Here is a 19,584-nt window from a genome sequence, read left to right as displayed (position 1 = left end):
TGAAAGTATTGTATTTACGAGTTACAGAACTTTATAAAAAATGGCATGATCGCCCAGTTCTCAATTGGTCTATGGTTCGAAACCAACTTTCAATTGATACTAGGATTCAGCCGATTTTTCAAAAATATGAACAACACTTTTAATCTTGTTACACAAAATTCTTGACACTCCCATTAAAGATTTAGTTATTCACACTTATTTTTATTACAATAATGAAAAAATAAACAGACAAACTGCCTGTATTGAATCAAAAGGATTTATATCCATATGTTACACTTTTGCTATTCATTTAGATTGAGCTAAATCTTAACCAATTTATCTTGTATTGTCACCCGAGTCTATCTCACAGTCATAGTTGCCAATGGCGACGGTAATCTCTGTAATATAACTTTTTTCATCCTCAGTGGTAAGATTGTTGATAATGTACTTCTCATAGACATCTCCGATTAGGCGCAGATTGTTTAATTTCACATATTCAAACAGCTTTTCATAGGTGTTGTCAAGCGTTCCATAAATGCCATGATGGCAAGTGCAAAGATAATTTCCGGCAGGCTTCCGTTTAACATATTCACCCTCTATAGAGTTTTCTAATACCACAAACATTTCTTCTTTGCCGAGTTCGAATGATTCACGCTCTATTATACATCCAACATCCCAATAGAAAGGTATCAATTGATTGGTCATTCGCTCTGTTATTATCGATAATGTCAGGTCATAATCTGGCACCCCATTGATATACTGCACCGGCATTGACAAAAGGTATTGTTCTGGTACGGCTTTTATTATAAATTCATGTTTTTTGATCTTCTTAATTTGTTCAATTTGTGTGAGATTTTTATATAATCTATTTTTTGCGGTTTGAAGATTTTCAATCTTATTTTGAATTGCAGCGATTTGGTTTTCCAATATGATAATTGTCTTATCTAAAGTTCTCTGCCGTAATAGATTTTTAATTTCCCCCAAAGGTATTCCAGTCTCACGCAATGAGAGAATTAGATATAAAAGATCAAATTGATCCAATGTATAATAGCGATATCCATTGCTTTCATCGATATATTTTGGTTTTATAATATCGCTCTTATCATAAAAAAGCAGCGTTTGTTTGGTGATACCAAATATTTTGCATATTTGTCCAGATGTAAATCGTAGTTCCATTATTTTTCTCCAATCACTTCACGATTCAACTATTGACTATATTCTAACAATATAGTTTATGCTGAATAACGTCAATACAAATTTGCAATCATTTAACAATTATACCTGCAATGCAAAAACACCTAAATTTTAATCCTCAATTATTTACAAATGAAACAGTTTACTAAGGAGGAACTATGTTCACTAAATTACAACGCTGGACGATTCTTATGATCGTTTCCAGTGCTCTTTTTCTAATTACAATTGATATGACCGTCCTATATACAGCTTTACCGAGATTAACACACGATTTATCCGTTACCGCTTCGGAAAAACTTTGGATTATTAATGCCTATTCGTTAGTTATGGCAGGCTTGCTCCCAGCGTTTGGTACATTAGGTGACCATTTAGGTTATAAACGATTATTTGTCGTCGGTCTTATCATCTTTGGCACAGCCTCAGCTTTAGCGGCCTACGCACCAGCTGCATATATTCTAATTGCCGCCCGCGTTCTACTGGCAATTGGCGCGGCAATGATGATGCCTGCAACACTTTCAATCATTCGAATCACGTTTACTGATGACCGTGAACGCTCCATGGCAATTGGCATCTGGGCAGCAATTGCTTCAGGCGGCGCAGGTATTGGGCCACTCATTGGCGGTGCCTTACTAGAATACTATTGGTGGGGCTCTGTGTTTTTAATTAATATTCCTGTTATCTTGGTTGCTTTATGCCTTACCTTGCCGCTAATTCCTGACTGGCGAGGACAAACCGATAAAAAATGGGACTGGTTTGGCTCTATTCAAATTATGGTTGGCCTGGTTACACTCGTTTATGCTATCAAGGAAGTTGGTCGGCGCAACGGTTCTTTTGAAATAGCTTTCATTGCTTTTTGTATCGGACTCGTAGCTATCATTATTTTTGTTTACCGTCAAAATCGTCATACAGATCCTTTAATTGACTTTACGTTGTTTTACAATCCTTGTTTTTGCTTAGGCACATTGACCGCTATGGTATCAACTTTCGTATTGACTGGTACAGAATTGGCATTTACACAGCAATTTCAACTGGTTCGAGGTCTTTCTCCCTTGGAGGCAGGGTTATTCACGATGGCATTCCCGATTGCCGCCTTCTTTTCCGGATTAATTGCTGGTTGGCTCTTACGGTGGGTCAACACGCTAACTATTCAATGGATTTCACTCTTCATCACAGGAATCGGGTTAACAAGTTTTCTATTTGCGCATAATGCTGCACAAGGTGTGCAAGTCATCTGCTTAGTGATTGCTGGAAGCGGCATAGGCGGAGCAATGACGGCTGCTTCGGATGCAATTATAAACAATGCGCCAATATCAAAAGCAGGCATGGCATCCTCCATTGAGGAAGTTTCTTATGAGCTTGGCAGTGTTATTGGCGTTTCTATCTTGGGCAGTATCTCAGCATTTATTTACACTTCATCCTTACAACTTGGAAATTTGAAAGTTTCTACAGTTGTACGTGATAGCTTAGATGAAGCACTGATCATTGCCGAACAGTTACCGCCGGTTGCAGCTTCTACATTAAAATTAGCAGCACAAGCAGCATTTAATCAGGCTTTTCTAGTAGTACTTGCGGTTGCTGCAGGTATTTTATTTTTAAGTGCTCTTATCATTAAAATTGCCGCCCATCGAGCAAAAAACATCTAGTTTTTTTGTACTGCCGTCTATAATGCAGTCTTTAATCTTAAGAAATAGAACGTTATCGTTTGACTTTAAATGATAAAATAAAAGGAAGAACGCAGGATGAAAATAGAAATCAAAGAAATAACGAAAGAAACAGTCGAAAGTGTTTTACGCTTACAAGTGAAAACAACGCAAAAAAATTATATTGAATCTGTACAGCAATGTTTAACAGACGCATTAACATGCCTACACTATAAACCGGCTGGTCTTTACAAAGATCAGATTCTCATCGGATTTGCTATGTATGGATATTTCCCAGAGGAAGGAAACAGCGGGCGTGTATGGCTAGATCGTTTTTTTATCGATGAAAAACATCAAGGAAATGGCATTGGAAGTTCCATGCTAAAGGCTTTAATTCAATATCTCATCGATTTATATCATTGTAATGAAATCTTTCTAAGCGTATACGAAGAAAATCAACATGCGATGTATTTATTTCAGAAATTTGGTTTCGTTTTTAATGGAGAATTGGACATTAATAAAGAAAAAGTTATGGTAAAAACAATATCCCCAGTTTCGAATAAAAGTGTTAACAAACCGCAATAATAAGATTTTGCAGACAGACAAGTTAATCTTATGTTTTTTATCAACTACACTTAATCCAGAATTTTGAATTTCACAAAACTATACCTATCGCATTGAATTATATTGTACGTCAGCTCTATTTCTATTACGATAAATAGCCTAAACGCTTGGAGGTAAATAATCTTGTCAGAACTTAACAAAGCATATCTTGCATCCTTGATTTATGCATGCATTATCGGTTTTTCATTTATGTTTGTAAAAATAGCTTTAACCGCAGCAACACCTTTAGATACATTGGCACATCGTTTTAGCATTTCCTTTCTAGCTATTTTACTTTTCTTTTTCATTAGAAAAATCCAACTGACCATTAAATTTAGAGATCTTTTGTCTATACTGCCATTGGCGCTGTTTTATCCAGCTTTATTTTTCTCTTTTCAGGCATTTGGACTGCTTTATACCTCTTCCTCTGAAGCGGGAATTATTCAAGCAACCGTGCCAATCTTCACTTTAGCTTTTGCTGCATATTTTTTAAAAGAACGCTCAACTTTAAGGCAAAAACTATTTACCTGCTTATCCGTTGCCGGCGTTATTTATATCTTCGCAATGAAAGGACTTGCCGTTGAGCTAACCAACAGCAAAGGTATACTGCTTATCCTTTTCTCCACTTTATCAGCTGCTTCTTATAACGTTTTAGCAAGAAGTTTGACAAAACGTTATTCTCTCGCCATTTTGACTTATATTATGTCACTGCTTGGCATGCTGCTCTTCAATGGCATGGCAATCATTCAGCACATGTTCAATAACACTCTTTCACAGTACTTTACACCATTTACTGATAAAAATTTTTTAATCGCTACAATCTATCTTGGTCTTCTTTCCTCACTTGTCACTTCTTTTTTATCCAATTATGCGCTTTCAAAAATGGAAGCCTCCAAGATGAGCGTATTTAATAATTTTGCCACGTTAGTCACAATTTTTGCCGGCGTATTTTATCTCGGCGAAAATTTAGAAGCCTTTCATTTGATCGGTGGGGCCATCATTATTATCGGCGTTATCGGTGCTAACCTCGGAACGCCGACAAAGAAACGTCTTCCGTAAACGCTTCATAGAATTATTTATCTATTTTCCGAATATAGTCTTAAGCGTGAAAAGGCTATACAATCAAAATAAAGATATAAAAAAGCTGACGAGGACATCATATCTTCGCCAGCTTTTTAAATTCGCACTCTCATAGATAATCATTACAAAATTACGATAAGAATTACTTAATTTTTCACTTTAACCTCTATCAGTATAATATCTTAACAATAAAATAACCTGCCGCTACACCTGTAATGATCATGACAAAACCAGGTCGCATATAACTGTGATTTACGACAAATTTACCTATTTTTGTTGTCCCCGTTCGGTCAAAGGACACACAACTGATTTGATTGGCACCTGGAACAATAAAGTCACCACAAGTTGCCGGATAAAGAGCGATCAGTATTTCTGGTGGAATTCCCAGCGAAAGCCCTAGCGGCATAAGTGATGCAACCGTAACCGACGGACTAAAAATAACAGCAGAAAAGCAAAATAACACGATACCAAATAAAAGCGGAGCAGTTTGTACCATTCCAGAAAATAAAGAAATAAACTCTGGTTTATATGCATCGAAAAAAGTGCCGGTCATCCAGCCTACACCAAATACACCTACAACACCAATAAGTCCGGCCCTAAAAACAGAACCCGCAGCTAATTTATCAGCTGGGAGCTTACCGTTTAATATAATAAAGCAGGCTGTTGCTAACATCAGCATTTGAATAAGCATTGGGGTAGAGAGACGTTGCATAACACCATTCACATCCCATGAAGGTAAAAGTGAGGTTACCGAACCCAAGAAAATAACACCTGCAATACCTAATGCAAAAATAATAAGACCTGATTTCGCATTTGGGGTCAATTTATTATCTTTTGTATCGGTGTGATGAAGAGACTCGTATTCACCTGCAGCAACGCGCCTTTTAAATTCCGGATCATGCTCTAGTTCTTGTCCTCTTTTATATACAGAAAAACATCCACATATGAGAGCGATAAAAAATGCCGGCAGGGTAATGCTTAAAAGCTTAAGAGGCGTTACGCCTGCCCCACCCAAGATTCCCAACATACCTGCTGTAGCTGCACTCATAGGGCTTACAATTATTGCAATGCCCGCAGCAATTACAGACATTGAAAGTGGTCTTTCAGGACGAATTTTCGCTTCCGCGGCAACTTCTGCTACAACTGGATACACAGAAAATGCTACATACGTTGTTCCACAGAATATACTGAAAATTGAACAAATAATTGGTCCCAAAAAAGTGATCGCACTAGGTTTTTTCCGCAATGCTTTTTCCGCTAATTTGACTAGCATATCAAGCCCGCCAGCCGCTTGTAATACACTCACACATGAAATAACGGCAATAATAATGAAAATAACACTCGTAGGAGGTGCTGATGGTTTCATCCCAAATATTAATACTAATACGGACACTCCTACGCCACCAGCGGCTCCAAGTCCAACTCCGCCATATCTTCCACCTATACCAATACAAATCATTACGATTAAAAGTTGCAACCAAAAGACGGATGTCATCGTAAAGTCCCCCTCTATTACAAAATATTTTATGAACGAGCTTTGTACCGACAAAGTTAATAGCATTTTTCTGCCTAGTTCAAAGGAAGCTTATCTTCCTCTGAACTAAGACACATTTTATGAGAACTTGTTTTCACTCGTTATTTCATATCAACCATGTTTTTAGCCACCTTAATCTGATGAGCAAAGGCTTCAAAAGAAGTTCCCCCATATGACTTCCTTGCATTAATGCAAGCTTCTAGCGTAATTGCCTCATAAATATCTTTTTCAATTTTTTCACTGAAAGCATGTAATTCCTCAAGTGTAAGTTCCTCAAGCATCTTTTCATGTTTAATGCAATAATTTACGGCACTACCAACGATACTATGAGCTTCACGGAAAGGAACTCCTTTTCTCGCCAAATAATCTGCCATATCTGTAGCATTTGAAAAACCTCTTGCCGCTGCTGCTCGTGTCTTATCGCCATTAACCTTCATTTTTTCAATCATAGGAATAAGAATTTGCAGACTGGCCATAAGTGTATCCATAGAATCATAAACTTGTGCTTTATCTTCGCTCATATCTGTGTTATAAGCAAGCGGTATTCCTTTCATAATTGTCAACATAGCCATAAGATTTCCATACATCCGTCCACTTTTACCACGCATTTTTTCTACGACATCTGGATTTTTTTTCTGCGGCATGATACTCGATCCTGTGCAAAAATCGTCAGAAAGTTCAATAAATTTAAAATCTTGACTCGTAAACATAACGAGTTCTTCAGCCAAACGTGTTAAATGCATAAAGCACATTGCCGCTGCTGCCGTAAATTCTATCATGTGATCACGATCACTCACCGAATCAATACTATTTTCAGTCGGCCGTTCAAAACCTAATTCTTGCGCAGTAAAATGTCTATCGATCGGGAATGTCGTTCCGGCCAATGCAGCTGCACCTAAAGGACATTCATCCATTCGATTGTAAAGATCTTCAAATCTTGTGTAATCGCGTCTTAACATCCAAAAATATGCCATAATCCAGTGGGAAAGAAGAATAGGCTGTCCTGTTTGCAAATGCGTATAACCTGGCATGATCACCTTAACATGTTCTTCTGCTTTTTTAGCAATCTCTTTTTGCAGATCTACAATAGCTGCTTGCACTTCTTTAATTGTAGCTCGCATATGCATTTTAGAATCGACGGTAGTCTGATCATTTCTACTTCGTGCAGTATGTAATCGGCCCCCCACTTCACCAATAATTTCTGTCATTCTTTTTTCCACTGCCATATGTATATCTTCATCTATCGTGGAAAAAACGAATTTACCATCATGAATTTCCTTTTCTACCTGACGCAAACCTCCAATAATTTTATCTGCATCTTCTTGTGATATAATCTCCTGTCGAGCAAGCATCGTCGCATGAACGATACTTCCTTTGATATCAAATGGTGCCAATCTTGGTTCTAACAAAATAGAAGCTGTATATTCTTCCACCAGTTTATTTGTTGGCATTTCAAAACGACCACCCCAAAGTTTTTTTGACATACTAAATTCCTCCTCATAATATTTAGAATTATTTATACAATTTTCATATTTTATATTAATATTAACTTAATTAATTGTCAACATTTTATATTAATTGTCGACAATTAATATAAAAAAAGAACTACAACATCATCCATGTTGTAGTTCTCCCTTTATTTTTCCATTGTTTCTAGTAAATGTACACGCATAAGCTCCGCAGCTTTTTTTTCATCGCCATTTTTTATACATGCAAGGATTTCTCTTTCTTTTGTTGCGATTTGAATAAAATATTGACGATCCCGATCACAGAGTGCACCACTTGTTTTTTCGAAATACGTCACAAGAACATCTGAAAATACTTGAAGAACTCTATTCCCACACGCCTGTAATAACAGTAAATGAAAATCTCTGTCATATTGATCAGCAATCAATGGAGAATCAGCACTCTCTTCTAAATTTTTCAATATATTTTCCAATTGAACCATCATAGAAGGTGTAACTCTGCGTGTAATAATCGGAATGATTGCACATTCAACCAGTATTCTGGCTTCCACATATTCTGCAGCATCAAAACTAGCTACATCAAGCTGTAATTTCAGTTGATCATTTATTTTAATTTTGTCAGGCGATTTAAGTATACTTCCTCGGCGCGGTGAGCGTTCTACGACTCCCATTTGAACCAATATCCCTAAAATTTGCCTAATCTTATAACGGCTGACACCAAATCTTCTTGCCAATTCTTCTTCTGGCTCTATTTGTCCATTATTCTCTTCAGATTTTTTTATTAAATAAGATTTAACCGTTTCGAAAAATTCCTTATCCATTCTCTCTACCTCGATATACCAATTCATACTCTTACGTAAAATCAAACTTTACTTCGCATTTACCTGATTTTTTCTTCTACTAATTGCAGTATATAAAATTACAATACTTCTTGTTTTTCGACATTATAACAATTATAATATTAAATGATTAATATTATTTATATAATTATTTTAATGTTTTTGTAGAAAAAATGCAAGCATATCTAATATTTATGCAAAAGGAGAATCATCGTATGTTCTGGGTACAGTTAGCCATCATTATCATATGTATTGCCATAGGTGGTCGATTCAGTGGAATAGGGCTAGGCGCAGCAGGTGGCTTTGGCTTAGCTGTCCTAACGATTGGATTTGGTATGGCACTTGGTGAACCACCAATCAGTGTCATCTTTATTATTATGGCAGTTATTACTTGTGTTTCAATACTCCAAGGCGCTGGAGGCCTTAATTTTTTGGTTGCAATTGCCGAAAAAATCCTTCGTAAAAATCCTAGTCTGATAACTTTTTTGGGACCTCTCGTATGTTACTTTTTCACCGTAATTTGTGGTACATCCTACATAGCTTTTTCGGTTTACCCTATTATTGCTGAAATAGCAATTGAGGCCAGAATACGCCCCGAAAGAGCAATGTCAATGTCTGTTATCGCTTCTAATATGGCAATTCCAGCAAGTCCAACAAGCGCAATGACAGCAGCGATGATAGCAATTACCGCCGCGATTGGTATTGCTCCTTTTCACATCTTTGCTGTAACAATTCCAGCTTGTTTTATTGGCGTTCTCAGTGGATGTTTTTTCGTATATAAAAGAGGTGCAGAATTGGAAAATGATCCAGAATTTAAACGACGTCTCGCTAGCGGAGAATTCCAAGAACAGCCTTCACCAACTAAACATTTTATACAAAATTCAACTAAACAAGCAAAAATCTCGGTGGCCTTATTTATTGCAAGTATCATCATCATTATAATTATAAGCTCCTTTCCATCATTATTGCCTAGACTAGGCCCAGAGAACAAGCCTATGTCAATTTCGGCATTATTACAAGTCGTCATGCTTGCCACAGGAGCATTGATTATGGTTATTTGTAAAGTTCCAAGAGATCAGCTTGATTCTGGTTCCGTATTTAAAGCTGGTCTGGTTGGAAGTGTCGGAATATTTGGTATCTCTTGGATGACTGATACCTTTTTTGCTTCTTATATCGGAGTAATCAAAGAAGTCTCTTCAGGTATTCTGCTTCATTATCCCGTTCTTTTTGGATTAGCATTATTTATTGTCTCTGTCGTTCTTTACAGTCCAGCAGCTACTACTGTTATGCTAATGCCAATTGCTGTTTCACTCGGATTACCGCCTGCTATACTCATCGGACTTATCCCTGCAGCCTGTGCCGTGTTTATTATTCCGGGTGGCGCGCAAATAGGCTGTGTCGCTTTTGATAGAACAGGCACCACGAAAATAGGACGTTTCGGCTTTAATCACAGTTACCTATTACCTGGCCTTGTTTCCATGGTGATATCCATCATTTGCTCACTTGCTATTGCACAGATCATTTTTTAGCAGTCTTTAAACAAATCAATTTGCTTATCCGCTCCATAAAATACTAACTATTCTGATTATTTAAATTAAACAGTCAACATGATTCAATCAGTATGCGATTTAAATCACACAATAGTGTAATCTAAACCGCATACTGATTTCTGCAATAAAAATTTTAACTTGTATCGAAACATGCCTTCATTCCATCAATATTTTTAATATACTTTCACGATGATTGATAAATTGTTTTGTAATTCTATAATGTTCCGTATTTTCGTATGCAATAGGCTCTATACCATGTTCTGATAATTGTAATATTTTTGCACCGGGAAATGCCATAATGATCGGTGAATGCGTAGCAATAATAAATTGAGATGCATCATCTACCAGCTCACGTATCCTTGTCAAAATTGCCATTTGTCGCATAGGGGATAAGGCTGCTTCCGGTTCATCTAGGAGATAAAAACCTTTTCCTTTAAATTTGTTCATGAGAGTTGCAAAAAAAGCTTCCCCGTGCGACTTTAGATGCAGCGCCCCTCCGTAATATTGACTAACCCCATAGTTTTCAGCTTGGGTAGCTACATTGTAAAAACTTTCTGCGCGCAAAAAATAACTATCTTGCGGTCTCTTTACGCCTTTTACCAAACGCATAGATTCATGTAAATTTGAATGCGTGTCTTGCGTCGAAAATTTCATGTTGCACGTTCCGCCTTCTGGATTAAACCCCCAGGCAACAGCAATTGCTTCTAATAAGGTTGATTTTCCTGCTCCATTTTCTCCGACGAGAATTGTAACATTTGGATCAAACTCCAACTGTTCAAACTGATGAAAGATTGGTAAACAAAATGGATAGTCTACCCTATTTTCTTCTATATCCTCGTGCAACAATTCAACAGCACGCAAATATTGTTTTGACAATAAATCTTGCATAAGCAAAATTCTCCTTCAGATCAATTCGTTCACAAAGCTTTTTTGTTCATCTCACAACCACTATTGCGAAATGATTTTTATAATTTCTTCCGGGTGGTCTATGATGCAGTCTGCGCCAGCCTTTTCCAAAACATCTCGATCTCTGAATCCCCAAGTGACACCAATAGAAAGAATCCCCGCATTTCTCGCTGTTTTCACATCTACTTCTGAATCCCCAATATATACGGAGCGGCGAGCTTCAGCATCTAATGATTCTAATGCCTTAAACACCATATCAGGTGCTGGTTTTCTCGGTACATCCTCAGATTCCCCAATTGCAGTCTGAATGTACTGTGTAAAATGCACCTGTGCAAGCTCTTTGACTGCTTGATCAAATTTATTGGATACAACAGCTATTTTGTAATTTTCTTTGACTAAATATTCCAGAACTTCCCGAATACCTTCATAAGGCGCTGTTTTATTTTGGACATTTTTTGCATAATGCAGGCGAAACTCGCTAAGACAATCCTCATAGTGAGGATTTCTAAGACCCTCTGGTATAGAAAGTGCGATCAGACGAGCAATTCCATTACCTAAATAACTCCGAATTTCCATCATTTTTTTATTAGGAAAACCATATAAACTTAATGCAAAATTCACACTGTCCGTAAGATCTTCCAATGTATTGAGTAGTGTTCCATCTAAATCGAATAAAACTGTATCGTATTTTCTCATGACTGCTATCTCCTTTAACCAAATAGTAGTATATAAAATCAAGGCAATTTGCCTTTCAAAAAAGGGTGTCATTTTCTCTATTATTTCTACATATTCTCATATAAATATAAAACTCCTGCTCAAAATCTAGCAGGAGTTTTTCCTTCATTATTATATTGAATCCTCTTTCATTCATAAAGCCATAAATGTAAACATTTTCTTGATATGTAATTCAACTAGATGCTATACTATATTTGGTGCTACCAGACGGTAGGCGGTCAATCGCGTTCCAGAAAGGAGCGTGATGTTTATGGATATCATTTGGGCAATTGTTTTCATTGTCGTAGCCACTGGCTACATAGTATCCATAAAAAAATAGCCGCCAACTTCCGCAAAAAGTAGGCGGCTATAAGGTCAAAACCTTATACGTTTGCTTGTTTAGGAACTGACCGTCTAATCCGGTAGCACCTTTTATTTATTTGCTATTTAACTTTATTATATGCAAACGACCTGACTGTGTCAACTGACATAGCTGAAACTTACCTTTAGTGCCACGAATTTATATCGACCTCAATCTAAAAACAAATAAAATTTTGTACTAAAATTTTATTTATAAACCTCTGACATTCTCCATCAATGCGTAAGTGTCCTTTTGGCATTGCCCAAAAGAACGAAAAGGCTAGGCCTTAAACCTCCAAAATACTTGAAAGAATACTGACTTACTAAAATCCTTAACTCACTTCGCTCAGACAAACGGATTTTTTAACGTAAGTCAGTATTCTTTCATCCTTCGGAACGTATTTTTCCGGAAAAGGCCCCGGGAACGAAAAAGATATGACACACTAATTTGCTTAGTGCAACCCCCCCTTTATTTTCCCCTTTACTTATTTATTACGATTCGTAATTACCACTCAGCATGTGTCCCATCATAGTTCTTCCATTTCGGATTTGTCCAGACGAGTCCTTCTGCTGAAACTTTTTTAACGAGGTCTTCATCAATTTGAAGACCGAGTCCCGGTAGTACCGGTAGATCGACAAAGCCGTCTTTATATTGGAAAATCTCTTTATTTTTCACAAAATCTAAAAGATCAAAGCCTTTATTATAATGGATGCCCAAACTTTGTTCCTGAATGAAGACATTTGGCGAGCAGGCATCTATTTGCAAGGTCGCCGCAAGTGCGATCGGCCCATATGGTGCATGTGGCGCTGCTGCCATATCAAAGGCTTCTGCAGTCGCAATGATCTTCCTCGTTTCTAAAATTCCTCCAGCGAGTGCGACATCCGGTTGAATGACATCGATGACACCTTCTCTGAAAATGTTTTTATAGTCCCATCGACTGCAGAGACGTTCTCCCGTAGCCAATGGGGTCGATACATGGTGCGCAATTTCCTTAAATGCTTCTTCATTTTCCGGCAAAACAACTTCTTCCAAGAACATTAAATGATAAGGCTCCAATGCTTTAGCCAATACTTTTGCCATTGCCTTATGAACTCTGCCATGAAAATCAACGCCTATGCCAAAGCCATCTCCCAACGCTTGACGAATCGAAGCAACTCGATCAACAACCGCCTGAATCTTATCATATTGATCAATATAATGCAGTTCTTCCGTGGCATTCATTTTAACTGCATCAAACCCGCGATTTTTTCTATCCAAAGCTTCTTTTACTACATCTTCCGGTCGATCTCCGCCGATCCACGAATATACTTTAATATTTTCTCTGGCTTTCCCACCAAGCAGTTCATAAATTGGTACGCCCAGTGCCTTTCCTTTAATATCCCAGAGGGCGATTTCGATTCCGGATACAATCGTAGAGTTAATCGGACCGCCGCGAAAAAAAGATTTATAAAGTTCCTGCCATAAAGTTTCGATATCAAATGGATTTCTGCCGATTAAAAACTGTGCCATTTCATTTGCCCCGGCTACAACAGTTTCTGTTTTTGTACCGGAAATCATCTCGCCCCAGCCTTCAATGCCTTCATCCGTTACTAATTTGATAAAGATCCATCTCGGTTTTATACGATACACTTTAAAAGATTTGATTTTCATCTATATCACCCTCCTATTTCTATGCTTCTAACCACTGATAGAATTAGCGCTTGTATCTTCTGTTTTCTTAGAACGTTTCTCCATGTATACCCAAACAGCTGCAATCACCATAACAAGGATTGGTAAGCTGATCATTAAATGACTCGTGAAAGCAGTAAATACCAAATAACTCACCGTCAAACTCGTTGCTGCAAAAGAGGAAATTCCACCACTTGCCGCAAGGTTAATCCCCACCGATGCCGCAAGCTCCGTAAGAACTGGGGAGGTTGCTGTTCCCGCAAGTAAAACAGCACTCATACAAATCAACCCAATCAAAATGCTGCGAAACAAATTTCCGCCGCAAATCGCGACCACCAAGGCTACGCGGAACGGTACAACAGCCAGATCTGCAAAGGGCAATACGCGATTACCCGGCAAAATCGCTGCAACCAGAATAGTCAAAGGAATTACAATCAGAGACGTTGTAATTACGGTAGGATTTCCTACGACAACAGCAGCATCTAGTCCAATAAGAAACTTTCTGCCCTTAAATTTCTCTTTTGTCAACTTCTTCGCTACTTCAGAAATCGGCATCAAACCTTCCATAAACAGCGCCGTCATCTTTGGAATTAAAATCATAACTGCGGCCATATTAACACCCAATGCGAATATCTTCGTTACCGGATACTTCGCTAAAATTCCGACACCGCATCCCAGCATTAATCCCATAAAAATCGGTTCTCCGAAAAATCCAAGATATTTCTTTGCATCATCGGCAGAAAAATCAATTTTATTTATCCCTGGAATTCTATCGATTAGTGCATTGAGTGGTGCTGCAACAATGACCGACGACAGTGCTGACATCGTCGGCAAGGAAACGCCGGGAATACCAAAATATTTTTCTACCAAAGGTGCCGTCCAATCTGCCAATTTAAAAGATATGGTTGCCATCACAATCGATGCCCCTAAACCAATCCACACATTGTCCGTAACAAAATACGCCATGATACCAACAATCGCCATATGATGATAATTCCAGATATCCACATCTAACGTATTGGTAAGCTTAAATACCAATAACACAATATTCGTGATCAAAATGCCGAAAATCAACAATGGAATAATTGGCGACGACCAGGTAACAGCGGCAATCGCCCCCCAGCCTACATCTAAAATATCGAGTTGAATCCCAAAATTTTCAACCATTGCTTTTGCTGCCGGTCCTAAATTGCTTGCAAGCAAGTCAATGACAAGTTTAATTCCGGCAAAACCAATCGCAATGATCATCCCTGAGCGAAATGCTTTCACCAATTTCACACGGAAAAGCAGTCCGATCAAGGTGATAATAATCGGCAATAAAACAATCGGGCCTGCGCCGAGTAGCGCATTAAATGCATCATAGACAAGATTCATCACAATCCCTCTCTTTCTATCTTAATTGGTCTATTATTTCCTGCATGGTTTCCTCTTCGCCAACACCGGTTAAAAGTGAGATCGCACCAATCACAGGCACCTTTACCTCGCCACCGCTAAACATACCGGAGGTTACTAATAAATCAAAGTCATTGGCCTTTGATTCGACCTCTAAAAGCTTACATTGCGTCACACTGACTTCAATGTTGTTCTCCCTACATGCCTCACGAATCTTTTCTGCCACAACGGTCGATGTTGCAATCCCATTTCCACACGCTACCAATACTTTTTTCATTTACCTACACCCCTTTTATTTTAAATAAGCTGAAATACTTTCATAAATACGATTTTCATCCTGCATCCTTAGTAACTCTTTCAACGTCTCTTGTTCCTTAACCAATGCAAGAATCTTTTGCAGCATCTTAACTTGTCCATGAGGCTCCTTTAATGCCAACATCAACACAATCGAAACGGCGACATCTTTTTGCGAATCTTCCATCGCCTTAAATAAAATCGGCTGACTTAGCACCCCAACCGTTACTGCATCTTCCTTTACATGGACAGAATCGGTATGCGGAACAGCAACATTGATCCCCCCCGTAAATAAGCCTGTCGGATATACACTTTCACGTTTTAAAATTCCTTCTTTATAACTGTCTTTTACATATCCGCTCTCTTCCAATCGATCTGCTAAAAAGGATAAAACATCTGTTTTCTCTTGATCTACCGTATCAATTCTAAAAATCAAATTAGAATCAAATTTTAACGTCTCTTCCATATCAAATACCTTCTATCTGCGCTTGAAAAGCTTCTAAGGAAGCCTTCATTCCGTCCATATTTTTTCTCAATACATCTTCTTTATTGAATAAGCCTGATGCAATTCCCACAAACGATGCACCGGCTTGAAAATACTCCCGGATATTTCCGGCGTTGATGCCGCCAACAGCCATAAGCGGAAGTTTTCCATAAGGCGCTTGCAGATCTTTAAAATAACCACTGCCTAAGGTACGCGCGGGAAAAATCTTTACAATATCGGCTCCCTCTTGCAGACTCTGATATACCTCAGTTGGTGAAAAAGCCCCCGGCACACTGATCACCTCGTGTTGATGACAAAACGCAAGCATCTCTTTCGTAAATACATTTGGAGAAAGAACGAAATCTACGCCTGCTTTTACAACAGCCTCTAGATCTTCTTCAGAAAGAACTGTACCAGCGCCGATTGCAATCTTACCGCTGTATTTTTGAATCATCCGTGCAATCATCTCTATTGAATCTTCACGATTCAGTGTAATTTCCACAGCGGATATTGGACTGTTTACTAAAACATGAATTACCGCATCGACCTGATCACAATCGTACCCCCGTAAGATCGCTGTGATCTTTGAAAATTCTCCTACACTACATCGCATGCTATCCCTCCATTTATACAAAAAAGTAAGTGTAATTTTTCTACACTTACTTTTATTGCAATTACTATGCCATCCGCCTTGGCTAAAACTGTTTTTTTAACAAAATATTCAGAATTTTTTTATTGGAATCTGCCTCTTTCAAGGAACTTAAGGCTTTTTCATCTGAGATAATATGAAATAATGCATTGATATATTTTTGATCACTTTCTTTTAAAGCCAATAAAAATACTAAATCAACCATAAAATTGTTTTCCCACAATACCGGTCGCACTAAACTAGCCACAGCAATCGCCGATTTTTTCACATGCTCGGCACTGCCATGCGGTATTCCAATTCCACCATTTAAATAGGTAGCGCCGGTACTTTCCCGCTTATATGCACTTAACAAAAATGACGCATCTACTGCCCCTTGCTCATAGAGAAGGCCAGAAAGCTGATCCATGATTTGTGTTTTATCCGTCAAATTAAGCTGACAGATGATCGTCTGCTCAGCCAAAACATCAGCAAGCGTTACCTCTTTTTGCACCTCTGCCTCAAGTAAGTTCTGCAGCCGCTCTATGCCACAGCCTGAAAAAATCTCCTGTGATGAAATAAACGGAGCCGCCAAACTTTGCAGCTTTATGTTTCCTATCATCACAACAATCTTATATTGCGCGGTGATTTTGGCTAATTCCGACTGCTGAACTTCTAAATTCAAGGCACCAATCTTGAACATTTTAATCTCGCCATACTTCGCATCCAGCTTTTCCTGCACATATTCCTCTAAACGCTTTGCTGTCCCTGCGCCCGTAATACAAATCAAAAGCACTGCAGGCGCCTTCTTTTCCGCTGTGCGACTTTCTTCCATACCAAATTTATCGATTTTTAATGCGGCTGCAATTTCCTCCAAAGAAACCGTTGTCGTAGCCGCGCGCCGCACCGCCTCCAAAAGCATAGCCGTATCGACCCGATCAACACAGGCAACGGGAATTCCCGTGCGCGCAGTAATACGATCTCCAATCGAAACCAACGAACCAATATCGACGAGCAGCAAACAGCCTTTGCCTTCGTTTACTTCCTCTACAACGTGTACAACTTTTTCAAACATCGCTGCGGGTGCTTCATTAAAATCCATATCAATTCCAATCGCATAATGCATATTGAGCAGTCGATTTGCTACCTCTGTCATTGCTGAAGCGACTTTTCCGTGGCTCAGCACGATAACCTTGACCCGCCCTTCTTCCGCGCTGTCACTATGTGAAAATGTATATAAATACATAGCAATCATGCCAATTTCCTCCGGCGGAAATTTCACGGAAAGCGTTTGCTCGATATCACGCACCAGCATACAAGCAACCTCATACTCACGCTGATAACGCGTCATAATATTTTTCAGACTCAAAGAAAACTCCCTATATATCCCCCGTTTCATGCGATCATAAAACATACTTAAATGAATCGATAGAAAATAATACACCCTGCGATCAAGTGACGGAAGATATTCTTTCGCAATCCGCATCGCTTTTTTCACCGTTTGGACAATTTTATCGTCGACCACTGAGCTAAGTTCTTCCATCGTACGATCTAAATCTTCCTCCGGAAATACATAAGCACTGATTTTTTCTTTGATTTTTCGTTGCAAAATTTCCTGAATTTTTGCCTCCTCAATCCCAATGCTTTTTAATTCTAAAACCTCATCCTCAATGCTGTCATAAATCGTATCCAGCTCCCATTCCGGCTGATTTTCCGATGTACAGGCACGATCCAAAGTAATTGGATCAATGACCAATGGCTTACTGATATACTTTTTCAGCATGGCCTCCTTTTTGGCAGAAAATAAATGAATATCCTCATACTGCATCAAATTGTGTGCATAAATACTAACCTCTCTGCGATTTTTTGCAACCGATAGCAAGAAAGCATTTGCACAAGCAACGCGTATATCACTTAACAGTTGTCCTATGTTCCCTAAGCATGGATATACTAAGAAAAACCGCAAAACTTTTTCATCGACTTTAATCACACGCTTCGTTTGCACAGCTTCGGCAACAAAAAATTTACGAATCAGTGCATAGCGCTCTTCAAAAGGACGTTCACTGAGATTAGGCAAATCAATCAGCATGGGAATCCGACGTCGAAACGTCAACAACAATGCCGACTCAATATTTTCTGTAGTCGCTGCGATAATACGTATGCTTACCTTTGTCGTCTGCGTCTCTCCCAAACGGCGAAACTCACCCTTATCCAAAATTGAAAATAGAATCTCCTGTCCTTCACTTGGCAGGCGATGCACCTCATCGAGAAATAAAATTCCTCGATCGGCTTTTTCTACCAGCCCAGCTTTACTTGTCACAGCACCACTGAATGCACCTTTGGCATATCCAAACAGCTGCGCTAATAACAACTGTGGATTGTCGGCATAATCTGCACAGTTGAATACAACAAATGCAGCAGCATCTGGAATCAAGAGATTTTCCTTGGCAAAATGATACATGCTTTCCGCCAAATAACTTTTCCCAACCCCGGACGCCCCTGTAATTAGTGTATGAAGACCATCCGGGGGATATAAGATCGCCGCTTTTGCTTGGTTGACCTGCACTTGCAGCCCGCCATTAAAGCCAATAATATTGGAAAACGGTTCATGCGCTTTTAAAAGTACTTCCCGGACATTCTCCGGCAGGGATTTTTTCTCTATTATAGGGGCTACAGTAGTTAAGATCGTTTCATCTTGATTCAATTCTTTTTTTATTCCCGCTGCGACATAACGTGAAATTTCATAGCCACATTTTCTGAGTTCGCTCGCGAACGCGCGCTCAGAAATTTTTGGATCACTGTGCAAAATTACAGCCGCATCTTTATACAATGCAGCATGCCGTCGCTCACGAAAATTCACAATTCCGGCTTCGGTTCGAAGCATAATCACCCTTTCACGGCGAATCGCCAGCTTCTGCGCTATTTTTTCATCTGACAGAGGATTTTTCTTATCTTCTTCACGTATCAATTGTTTTATTTTTTCAAGCATACGGTCCTCCAAACAATAGAATTCACTGTAGACAAAATAAAACATTTATGTCGAACATTAGAAAATAGCTAAATCCGTTCCACTTATAAGACGCCGCCCCGCGGTCTATCTGTCCATAATTTGTCTACACACTGGTATATTCATTTTACATATTCTCATACAAGAAAAAAACTCCTGCCAAAATCATACAACTTCCAACAGAATATTACATTACCGCATAGTGAAAGGCAAAGAAATTCGCTCTTTATGCTAAATAAAAGCCGGTT

Annotated in this window: 16 protein-coding genes and 1 pseudogene; 5 read left to right on the top strand and 12 right to left on the bottom strand. The window is 38.7% G+C overall.

Translation table 11 applies throughout. The annotated features are described in order from the left end of the window. Positions 1 to 143 (top strand): annotated as a pseudogene (locus BN6559_RS19870) (IS256 family transposase); the annotation flags it as partial. Positions 144 to 315: 172 nt separating this feature from the next. On the opposite strand, the gene BN6559_RS12275 reads toward BN6559_RS19870, so the two are convergent. Further along, the gene (locus tag BN6559_RS12275) at positions 316 to 1,155 is read right to left on the bottom strand and encodes a MerR family transcriptional regulator (protein WP_110954988.1); all 840 of its coding nucleotides are present in this window, start codon (positions 1,153 to 1,155) and stop codon (positions 316 to 318) included. A 176-nt stretch (positions 1,156 to 1,331) separates the two neighbouring features. On the opposite strand from BN6559_RS12275, the gene BN6559_RS12270 reads away from it, so the two are divergent. From BN6559_RS12270 to BN6559_RS12260, 3 genes are all read left to right on the top strand, one after another. Beyond that, the gene (locus BN6559_RS12270; RefSeq protein WP_110954987.1) at positions 1,332 to 2,816 is read left to right on the top strand and encodes an MFS transporter; all 1,485 of its coding nucleotides are present in this window, start codon (positions 1,332 to 1,334) and stop codon (positions 2,814 to 2,816) included. Positions 2,817 to 2,912: 96 nt separating this feature from the next. After that, positions 2,913 to 3,398 (top strand): GNAT family N-acetyltransferase, encoded by a 486-nt coding sequence (locus BN6559_RS12265; RefSeq protein WP_110954986.1) that lies wholly within the window; start codon positions 2,913 to 2,915, stop codon positions 3,396 to 3,398. A 162-nt stretch (positions 3,399 to 3,560) separates the two neighbouring features. Continuing rightward, positions 3,561 to 4,475, top strand: coding sequence for a DMT family transporter (locus tag BN6559_RS12260; protein WP_199883973.1), 915 nt, complete (start codon positions 3,561 to 3,563; stop codon positions 4,473 to 4,475). A gap of 190 nt (positions 4,476 to 4,665) precedes the next feature. Here BN6559_RS12260 and BN6559_RS12255 read toward each other — a convergent pair whose 3' ends face one another. The 3 genes from BN6559_RS12255 to BN6559_RS12245 form a co-directional block, all read right to left on the bottom strand. After that, the gene (locus tag BN6559_RS12255) at positions 4,666 to 5,991 is read right to left on the bottom strand and encodes an anaerobic C4-dicarboxylate transporter family protein (RefSeq protein WP_110954984.1); all 1,326 of its coding nucleotides are present in this window, start codon (positions 5,989 to 5,991) and stop codon (positions 4,666 to 4,668) included. Positions 5,992 to 6,131: 140 nt separating this feature from the next. Further along, positions 6,132 to 7,514 carry an argininosuccinate lyase gene (gene argH / locus BN6559_RS12250; protein ID WP_110954983.1) on the bottom strand — a complete coding sequence of 461 codons (1,383 nt, stop codon included), beginning with the start codon at positions 7,512 to 7,514 and terminating at the stop codon, positions 6,132 to 6,134. A 152-nt stretch (positions 7,515 to 7,666) separates the two neighbouring features. Next, on the bottom strand, positions 7,667 to 8,317 hold the full coding sequence (locus BN6559_RS12245) for a FadR/GntR family transcriptional regulator (protein ID WP_110954982.1): 651 nt from the start codon (positions 8,315 to 8,317) through the stop codon (positions 7,667 to 7,669). Positions 8,318 to 8,550: 233 nt separating this feature from the next. Between BN6559_RS12245 and BN6559_RS12240 the strand changes: the two genes are divergently transcribed. Beyond that, entirely contained in the window at positions 8,551 to 9,864 is a 1,314-nt protein-coding gene (locus BN6559_RS12240) for an anaerobic C4-dicarboxylate transporter family protein (RefSeq protein ID WP_110954981.1), read from the top strand. 177 nt (positions 9,865 to 10,041) lie between these two features. Here the strand turns inward: BN6559_RS12240 and BN6559_RS12235 are convergent, their stop codons facing one another. The 8 genes from BN6559_RS12235 to BN6559_RS12200 all read right to left on the bottom strand — a co-directional run bounded on the left by BN6559_RS12235 (position 10,042) and on the right by BN6559_RS12200 (position 19,318). Then, the gene (locus BN6559_RS12235; protein WP_110954980.1) at positions 10,042 to 10,773 is read right to left on the bottom strand and encodes an AAA family ATPase; all 732 of its coding nucleotides are present in this window, start codon (positions 10,771 to 10,773) and stop codon (positions 10,042 to 10,044) included. A gap of 60 nt (positions 10,774 to 10,833) precedes the next feature. After that, positions 10,834 to 11,487, bottom strand: a complete 654-nt coding sequence (locus BN6559_RS12230) for an HAD family hydrolase (protein WP_110954979.1) — start codon at positions 11,485 to 11,487, stop codon at positions 10,834 to 10,836. An 883-nt stretch (positions 11,488 to 12,370) separates the two neighbouring features. Continuing rightward, positions 12,371 to 13,516, bottom strand: coding sequence for a galactonate dehydratase (dgoD, locus tag BN6559_RS12225; RefSeq protein ID WP_110954978.1), 1,146 nt, complete (start codon positions 13,514 to 13,516; stop codon positions 12,371 to 12,373). 27 nt (positions 13,517 to 13,543) lie between these two features. Continuing rightward, a complete protein-coding gene (locus BN6559_RS12220; RefSeq protein ID WP_110954977.1) occupies positions 13,544 to 14,908 on the bottom strand; it encodes a PTS galactitol transporter subunit IIC in 1,365 nt (454 codons plus the stop codon). A 16-nt stretch (positions 14,909 to 14,924) separates the two neighbouring features. Beyond that, on the bottom strand, positions 14,925 to 15,203 hold the full coding sequence (locus BN6559_RS12215) for a PTS sugar transporter subunit IIB (protein WP_110954976.1): 279 nt from the start codon (positions 15,201 to 15,203) through the stop codon (positions 14,925 to 14,927). 15 nt (positions 15,204 to 15,218) lie between these two features. Beyond that, entirely contained in the window at positions 15,219 to 15,686 is a 468-nt protein-coding gene (locus tag BN6559_RS12210) for a PTS sugar transporter subunit IIA (protein WP_110954975.1), read from the bottom strand. A gap of 1 nt (position 15,687) precedes the next feature. Then, positions 15,688 to 16,317 (bottom strand): bifunctional 4-hydroxy-2-oxoglutarate aldolase/2-dehydro-3-deoxy-phosphogluconate aldolase, encoded by a 630-nt coding sequence (locus BN6559_RS12205; protein ID WP_110954974.1) that lies wholly within the window; start codon positions 16,315 to 16,317, stop codon positions 15,688 to 15,690. A gap of 82 nt (positions 16,318 to 16,399) precedes the next feature. After that, complete coding sequence (locus tag BN6559_RS12200; RefSeq protein ID WP_199883972.1) at positions 16,400 to 19,318, bottom strand: sigma 54-interacting transcriptional regulator; 2,919 nt, start codon at positions 19,316 to 19,318, stop codon at positions 16,400 to 16,402. Positions 19,319 to 19,584 lie beyond the last annotated feature (266 nt).

This window comes from Massilibacillus massiliensis, assembly GCF_900086705.1.
Lineage (GTDB): Bacteria > Bacillota > Negativicutes > FLKF01 > FLKF01 > Massilibacillus > Massilibacillus massiliensis.
This window is presented reverse-complemented; position numbering and strand designations above follow the sequence as displayed.